The following is a 7,859-nucleotide window of genomic DNA, read 5'->3' on the forward strand; positions in this document are numbered from 1 at the left end:
GGGGTACGGCGGGCTCGGGCGGTTCCGTCGGGCTCGGCGGGACCGGCGCGGACGGCAAGCACGGCGGGCACGGCAAGGGGAAGCACGGGCAGGAGTCCGCCTCGCCGTCGGCGTCCGCCCCGGCGGGAGCCGGCGCCTCGGCCTCCGCGGGAGCGAAGCCGGGGCACTCGGTGAACCCGGTGCCCTCGGCCACGGACATCGGCCCGGCGCCCACCCGTACGCCCGATCCGGAGCCCCCGGCGCCGAGCGAGCAGCCCGCCTCGCCCACGCCGTCACCGCCGCCCGCCGAGCCGTCCTCCTCCGCGCAGCCGGAGACGGGCACGCAGCTGAGCCAGCGGGAGCCCGCGCCCACCGCCGGGTCGCCGGCGTGACGGCGAGGAGCCGCGAAGTGACCTCGGATACATACGAGGGCATTGGTTTGCCTTAGGGGGCGACGGGTGCGTATGGTTATAGATCGTTTGATCATTTGCCCGGCGCCAAAGCAGAAGAGCGCCGTGTGGCGCGTTCTCTCCCTTACCGTGGCTGACCGCATAGAGGCGGTCGTATTGCGAAACACGGAGTTGACGGGCGCGTGCCGACGAGACTCCGGAAGGTTTCGCATACGCATGTCCATTTCCAGTACTGATCACGTCGTCGTGCCCGAGAACGAGGGCACCGAGGACGCCGTCGAGGTCACCTTCGCGGACCTCGGCCTCCCCGAGGGCGTCGTGCGCAAGCTCGCCCAGAACGGCGTGACCACCCCCTTCCCGATCCAGGCCGCGACCATCCCGGACGCCCTGGCCGGCAAGGACATCCTCGGCCGTGGCCGCACCGGCTCCGGCAAGACCCTCTCCTTCGGTCTGCCGACCATGACGCGTCTCGCCGGCGGCCGCACCGAGAAGCACAAGCCGCGCGCCGTCATCCTCACCCCGACCCGTGAGCTCGCGATGCAGGTCGCGGACGCCCTCCAGCCCTACGGCGACGTCCTCGGCCTCAAGATGAAGGTCGTCTGCGGCGGTACGTCGATGGGCAACCAGATCTACGCCCTGGAGCGCGGCGTCGACATCCTCGTCGCCACCCCGGGCCGCCTGCGCGACATCATCAACCGCGGCGCCTGCTCCCTGGAGAACGTCGAGGTCGCCGTCCTCGACGAGGCCGACCAGATGTCCGACCTGGGCTTCCTGCCCGAGGTCACCGAGCTGCTCGACCAGATCCCGGCCGGCGGCCAGCGGATGCTGTTCTCGGCCACGATGGAGAACGAGATCTCCACCCTGGTCAAGCGCTACCTGAGCAACCCGGTCACGCACGAGGTCGACAGCGCCCAGGGCAACGTCACGACCATGTCGCACCACATCCTGATCGTGAAGCCCAAGGACAAGGCGCCGGTCACCGCGGCCATCGCCTCCCGCAAGGGCCGCACCATCATCTTCGTCCGCACCCAGCTGGGCGCGGACCGCATCGCCGAGCAGCTGCGCGACGCCGGTGTGAAGGCCGACGCGCTGCACGGCGGCATGACCCAGGGCGCGCGCACCCGCACGCTGGCCGACTTCAAGGACGGTTACGTCAACGCGCTCGTCGCGACCGACGTCGCCGCCCGCGGCATCCACGTCGACGGTATCGACCTCGTCCTGAACGTCGACCCCGCCGGTGACCACAAGGACTACCTGCACCGTGCAGGGCGTACCGCTCGCGCGGGCCGCACCGGCACGGTCGTGTCCCTCTCCCTGCCGCACCAGCGCCGCCAGATCTTCCGGCTGATGGAGGACGCGGGCGTCGACGCCGGGCGTCACATCATCAACTCCGGTACGGCCTTCGAGCCCGAGGTCGCCGAGATCACCGGCGCCCGTTCGATGACCGAGGTCCAGTCCGAGTCCGCGGCCAACGCGGCTCAGCAGGCCGAGCGCGAGGTCGCCCAGCTCACCAAGGAGCTGGAGCGGGCGCAGCGCCGTGCCGCGGAGCTTCGCGAGGAGGCCGACCGCCTGGTCGCCCGGGCCGCCCGCGAGCGCGGTGAGGACCCGGAGACCGCGGTCGCCGAGGCGCAGGCCGCGGTGGCCGAGGCGGCGTCCGTGCCCGAGCAGCCGGTCGCGCAGGACGTCGAGAAGTCGGACGCCCCGTCGTACGAGCGCCGTGACGACCGCGGTGGCCGTTCCTTCGAGCGCCGTGACGATCGTGGTGGCTTCCGCCGCGACGACCGTCGGGACGACCGCGGTGGCCGTACCTTCGAGCGCCGCGACAACGACCGTGGCGGGTTCCGTCGCGACAACGACCGCCGTGACGACCGTCGGGACGACCGCGGTGGCCGTTCCTTCGAGCGCCGTGACGACCGCGGTGGCCGCACGTTCGAGCGTCGTGACGACCGTGGCGGGTTCCGCCGCGACGACCGTCGGGACGACCGCGGTGGCCGTACCTTCGAGCGCCGTGACAACGACCGTGGCGGCTTCCGCCGCGACAACGAGCGTCGGGACAACGACCGTGGCGGCTTCCGCCGCGACAACGACCGTCCGGCCGGCCGTTCCTTCGAGCGCCGTGACGAGCGGGGCGGCCACCGTGGCAGCGACCGCCCGTTCAACCGTGACCGTCAGGGCGACCGCCCGGGCTTCCGCTCCGGCGGCCACGACCGCCCGAGCCACGACCGCCCCTACGGCCGTCGTGACGACCACCGCGGCACCGGCACCGGTTCCTTCGGCCGCCGCGAGGACAAGCCGCGCTGGAAGCGCAACGGCTGACGCCTGCCGGCAGTGAACGCCGTGGCCCCCCGTCGAACCTGACGGGGGGCCACGGCGTTTGTCGTGTACGGGGTCAGAAAACGCTCTCCCGGAAGAGTCAAGAGACGGTAAGATCAGCGCACTTATGAGACGGGTGTGATGGCCGGGGGGCCAGCGACACCGTGGACCGGTGGGCCGCCCGTCTCCTTCTTCGGGGAGGGTCTTCGTTGACTCGTCATGCCGCCGGACGTCTGCGCCTCGTCGCCGCCTCCGCCGTCCTGGCGGCGGGCCTGGGCCCGCTGCTGCCGTCACCCGCCGTCGCGGAGACGGCGCAGGAGACGGTGGTCCCGGCCACGTTCCGGGACACGTACACCGCTGCGACCGTCTCCTACGCCGACACCGCCGTCGGGAGTGAAGCAGCGGGCGGCCAGGGGGTCTTCCACCGTCTGGAGGGCCACCCGGGGCTGGTGTGGACGCGCTACTCGGACGGTGTCTCCGTCGACGTGCCGGCGGCCGGCGGCAACCTGGTGGTCGCCGACGGCACGGGCGGTGACGTCCTGTCCCGCCGCTACCAGGACGGCCGTGTCGACCTGTTCGACGCGGCCGACGGGACGACCCGCACGCTCCAGGTGCCCACGGGATACGCCGGGGTGTACTCCGGCGTGTACGGCAGCACGGTGGTCGCCTACGAGAACGTCACCGGCTCGGACGGGATCACCACGAGGGTCAGGCATCTACTGAGCCCGGAAGCGGACGGAGGTCTCCGGGACCTGACGATCTCGGGCCTGCCCTCGGGCATGCAGATCGGCGCCCCGGTGCGCGGCGACGCCTCCGGCATCGTCTTCCGTGCCTCGCTCGACGGCAGCATCCGGTCGGTGCTCGTCGACCCGGAGACCGGCCTGGTCCAGGGCTGGACCCCGGCGGTGTCCGGAGGCAACTCCGTTGTCCTGTCGCCCGATTACCTGGTCCACTACGCGGGCGACGCGGCCTCGAAGGCGTACGTCTACTCCCGCGCCGACCTCTCGGCCCCGCCCGTGGAGGTGTCCCTGGACGGCGCCGACGGTGTGAGCCCCGCCGATGAGCTCTCCGTCGTGGGTGACTGGCTCGTCCACCGTCCGGCCAGTGGCAGCAAGGTCACCGCCGTACCGATCGCGGGCGGCGACCCGGTCACCCTCCTTGCCGCCTCGAACGCGGGTGTCTCCGCCTCGAACGCGGGTGTCTCCGCCTCGGCGTACGGTGACGCCGTCGCCGTCGGCCGTACCGGTGCCGACGACTGGGGTCTCCAGCGCATCCACGCGGACGCGGACGGCAGGCCCGTGGTGAGCATGGTCAAGGCGCTGCCGAAACCGGCGTACAGGATCCAGGGTCTGGCCCTGGAGCAGGGGCGGCTGCTGGTCGCGGACGACAGCTGGGCCGGCACGCGGGACCTTTATCTGCGGACCGTCGCCGCCACCGGGACGCCCACCTTCGGGCCGCGTTCGAACTACGACGGCACCGACATGAGGCTCTACTCCTGCCCTGCGGCCGAGGGCGGCTGTGCCGTGTTCGGTACGGCCGACGACCGGTCGGTGTGGCTGACGCGGGACACCGCCACCGAGGACCGGATCAGGGTGAACGGGCCCGGACCGTACGACTTCTCGGAGCACAGCGTCCCCGCGGGCGGGCGGATCACCGACGTCTCCGGCGAGTACGTGATCCACACGACCGCGACCCGGCAGACCGTCTTCAAGCTCGGTGACAGCTCCGGCCCCAAGGTCACCCGCACCCCGGGCGCCGCCGCCCTGGACGGCGAGATCCTGTGGACGGCGGGGGCGAACGCCGGTGAGGTCACGGCGTACAACCTGACGACGAAGAAGACCGTGGAGACGGTCACGACCGACTCCGGCTGCGTGCCCACCGAACTCCAGGCGCTGGGGCGGTACTTGTACTGGACGTGCGCGGACAAGGCCGGCGTCTACGACCGTACGGCGAAGACGTCCGTGCCGGTGCCGACGGGTGAGGCCAAGCTCGGGGACGGGTTCGTCGTCACGCACGACCGGCGGGCCGGGCAGCTGACGATGACGACGTTCGCCGGCGGCACGGCCGCGAGCCGCGTCATCGGCGCTCTGCCCGACACCGGGACCTCGCAGCGGGACGTGCGCTGGACCGTCGACGAGTCCGGCGCCAACGCGGCCTACGTGGACGACCGGGAGCAGGTGCACCTCGTACCGTCCGGCGTGGCACAGCAGCCGCTGCGGCTGCTCGCACCGGCCGCCAAGGCCTCGTCGGTCACGGCACGCACCTTCGACGTGACGCCCGACACCCTGACCACCCTGCTGCTGTCGAAGCCGACCTCCGACTGGGACGTCACGGTACGCAACCGCGCGACCGGCAAGGTCTACGGCGACCACAGGGACGGCACGGCCGCGCGGGGTGAACTGAACGTCGGCTGGAACGGCCTCGATCCCAAGGGGACCGGGGACGCGTACCTGCCGAACGGCTCCTACGACTGGACCGTCACCGTCACCCCGGCGGACGGCGTCGGCGCCCCGCTCACGGTGACCGGCACGGTCAAGCTGGTGAAGGGCCAGGCGGTGCGCCGCGACCACGTGGGCGACGACGGCTTCGGCGAGCTCCTCACCCTCGACTCCTCCGGTGCGCTGGCCTTCCAGCAGGGCACCGGCAAGGGCACGTTCTCCGGCAAGGTGAGCGCGAGCGGCTGGCCGACCTCGGTGAAGGCGGTGCCGTTCGGGGATCTGAGCGGGGACCGGTGCAACGACGTCCTGGTGCGGCTGAGCAGCGGCGCCCTGCGCGCGTACAAGCCGGGGTGCGGCGCCGCGCTGAAGCCGTCGACGTCGTACACCTCGCTGGGCACGTCCGGCTGGAACCAGTACGACGTGCTGACCGCGCCCGGTGACGTGACCAAGGACGGGCGCCCCGACCTGATCGCGCGCAACTCCTCGACCGGGACCGTCTACCTCTACAAGGGCACCAGCACCGGCAAGCTGTCGGCGCGGGTGAAGCTCTACGACAACTGGAAGACGTACAAGAAGGTCGTCGGGGCCGGGGACCTGAACGGCGACGGCATCGGCGACCTGCTCGCCCAGGACACGGCGAACAACCTGTACCGGTACTACGGCACCGGCAACGGCACGTTCGGCGCCCGCACGAAGGTCTTCTCCAACTGGGGCGGCTCCTACAACGTGATCGTCGGCGTCGGAGACATCACCGGCGACGGCAGGGCCGACCTGGTCTCCCGGGACACCGGCGGCAACGTCTGGCGCAACAACGGCGACGGCAAGGGGTCGTTCGGGGCGCGCACGAGGATCGCCACCGGCTGGCAGGGCTACAAGGGCCTTTTCTAGAGGGGCACTTCTCGGCCAACTTGTGACGTGTGTCACGCCCCCGGGGTGGGAATCGCTGGGGGCATGACAGATGACGCCATGGCGACTGGGCAGAAGGGCCCTTCCGACTCGGGCCTCTCCGACGAAGAACGGCTTGCCCAGCTCGGCTACACCCAGGTCCTCGCCCGCCGCATGTCGGCGTTCTCCAACTACGCGGTCTCCTTCACGATCATCTCGGTCCTGTCGGGGTGCCTGACCCTGTACCTCTTCGGCATGAACACGGGCGGCCCCGCCGTGATGACCTGGGGCTGGGTCGCCGTGGGTCTCATGACGCTGTTCGTCGGCCTGTCGATGGCCGAGATCTGCTCGGCGTACCCGACCTCCGCGGGCCTGTACTTCTGGGCCCACCGCCTGGCCCCGCCCCGGACCGCGGCCGCGTGGGCGTGGTTCACGGGCTGGTTCAACGTGCTGGGCCAGGTGGCGGTGACGGCCGGCATCGACTTCGGCGCCGCGTCCTTCCTCGGGGCGTATCTGAACCTGCAGTTCGACTTCGAGGTGACACCCGGGCGGACCGTGCTGCTCTTCGCGGCGATCCTGGTCCTGCACGGCCTGCTGAACACCTTCGGCGTGCGGATCGTCGCGCTGCTGAACAGCGTGAGCGTGTGGTGGCACGTGATCGGCGTGGCGGTGATCGTCGGCGCCCTGACCTTCGCCCCCGACCACCACCAGTCGGCGTCCTTCGTCTTCGGCGAGTTCGTGAACAACACGGGCTGGGGCAGCGGTGTCTACGTGGTCCTGCTCGGCCTGCTGATGGCCCAGTACACCTTCACCGGCTACGACGCCTCCGCCCACATGACCGAGGAGACCCACGACGCGTCCACGGCGGGCCCCAGGGGCATCGTCCAGTCGATCTGGACCTCGTGGATAGCGGGCTTCGTCCTCCTCCTGGGCTTCACCTTCGCGATCCAGTCCTACGACGGCGCCCTGAACTCCCCGACGGGCGCGCCGCCGGCCCAGATCCTCCTGGACGCGCTCGGCGCCACCGCGGGCAAGCTCCTCCTCCTGGTCGTGATCGGCGCCCAGCTCTTCTGCGGCATGGCCTCGGTGACCGCCAACAGCCGCATGATCTACGCCTTCTCACGCGACGGCGCCCTGCCGTTCTCGCACGTCTGGCACACGGTGAGCCCCCGCACCCGGACGCCGGTGGCGGCGGTGTGGCTGGCGGCGGGCGGCGCCCTGGTCCTGGGCCTGCCGTACCTGATCAACGTGACGGCCTACGCGGCGGTGACCTCCATCGCCGTCATCGGCCTCTACATCGCCTACGTCATCCCGACCCTGCTGCGGCTGCGCAAGGGCGACGCCTTCGACCGGGGACCCTGGCACCTGGGCCGCTGGTCCCACGCGATCGGCGTGGTCTCGGTCGTGTGGGTCGCGCTGATCACGGTCCTCTTCATGCTCCCGCAGGTCTCCCCGGTCACCTGGGAGACCTTCAACTACGCCCCGGTCGCCGTCCTGGTGGTCCTCGGCTTCGCCTGGATCTGGTGGGCGGCCTCGGCCCGGCACTGGTTCCTGAACCCCGACCACGAGCGCACCAGGGCCCGCGAGGCGGCCCGCGTGAACGCCCCCGAACCGGTCGATCCCTGATCTTCCCACCCGTTCCGCCCGCCCGACGCGGCCGTGTCCCCGATACCCGATCGGAGACCCGGCCACGTCCGGCTATGCTCGGGGAGGCAACATCGCCTGGGCCCTTAGCTCAATTGGCAGAGCAGTGGACTTTTAATCCATTGGTTGTGGGTTCGAGTCCCACAGGGCCTACCGGTGAGAGTCGGGGGACTTGCCCTCCGACCTGTCA

Annotated in this window: 4 protein-coding genes and 1 tRNA gene; all 5 read left to right on the plus strand. The window is 71.1% G+C overall.

Going from position 1 to position 7,859, the window contains the following annotated elements; all coding sequences use genetic code 11:
• Positions 1–371, plus strand: a 371-nt coding sequence (locus EHS43_RS31335) for a hypothetical protein (protein WP_125194071.1), incomplete at its 5' end; no start/stop codon positions are given.
• Between the two features lie 234 nt (positions 372–605).
• The gene (locus EHS43_RS31340; RefSeq protein WP_125194072.1) at positions 606–2,705 is read left to right on the plus strand and encodes a DEAD/DEAH box helicase; all 2,100 of its coding nucleotides are present in this window, start codon (positions 606–608) and stop codon (positions 2,703–2,705) included.
• 206 nt (positions 2,706–2,911) lie between these two features.
• Positions 2,912–6,028, plus strand: coding sequence for a VCBS repeat-containing protein (locus EHS43_RS31345; protein ID WP_125194073.1), 3,117 nt, complete (start codon positions 2,912–2,914; stop codon positions 6,026–6,028).
• A gap of 63 nt (positions 6,029–6,091) precedes the next feature.
• Complete coding sequence (locus EHS43_RS31350) at positions 6,092–7,651, plus strand: amino acid permease (protein WP_125194074.1); 1,560 nt, start codon at positions 6,092–6,094, stop codon at positions 7,649–7,651.
• Positions 7,652–7,749: 98 nt separating this feature from the next.
• Positions 7,750–7,822, plus strand: a tRNA-Lys gene (locus EHS43_RS31355).
• Positions 7,823–7,859: the final 37 nt, after the last annotated feature.

Origin of the sequence: Streptomyces sp. RP5T, assembly GCF_003933965.1 — a bacterium.
GTDB lineage: Bacteria > Actinomycetota > Actinomycetes > Streptomycetales > Streptomycetaceae > Streptomyces.

Excerpts from the sequence above, each read along its gene's own strand:
- EHS43_RS31350 (WP_125194074.1), top strand. The coding sequence starts at position 6,092 with ATGACAGATGACGCCATGGCGACTGGGCAGAAGGGCCCTTCCGACTCG.
- EHS43_RS31340 (WP_125194072.1), top strand. The coding sequence starts at position 606 with ATGTCCATTTCCAGTACTGATCACGTCGTCGTGCCCGAGAACGAGGGC.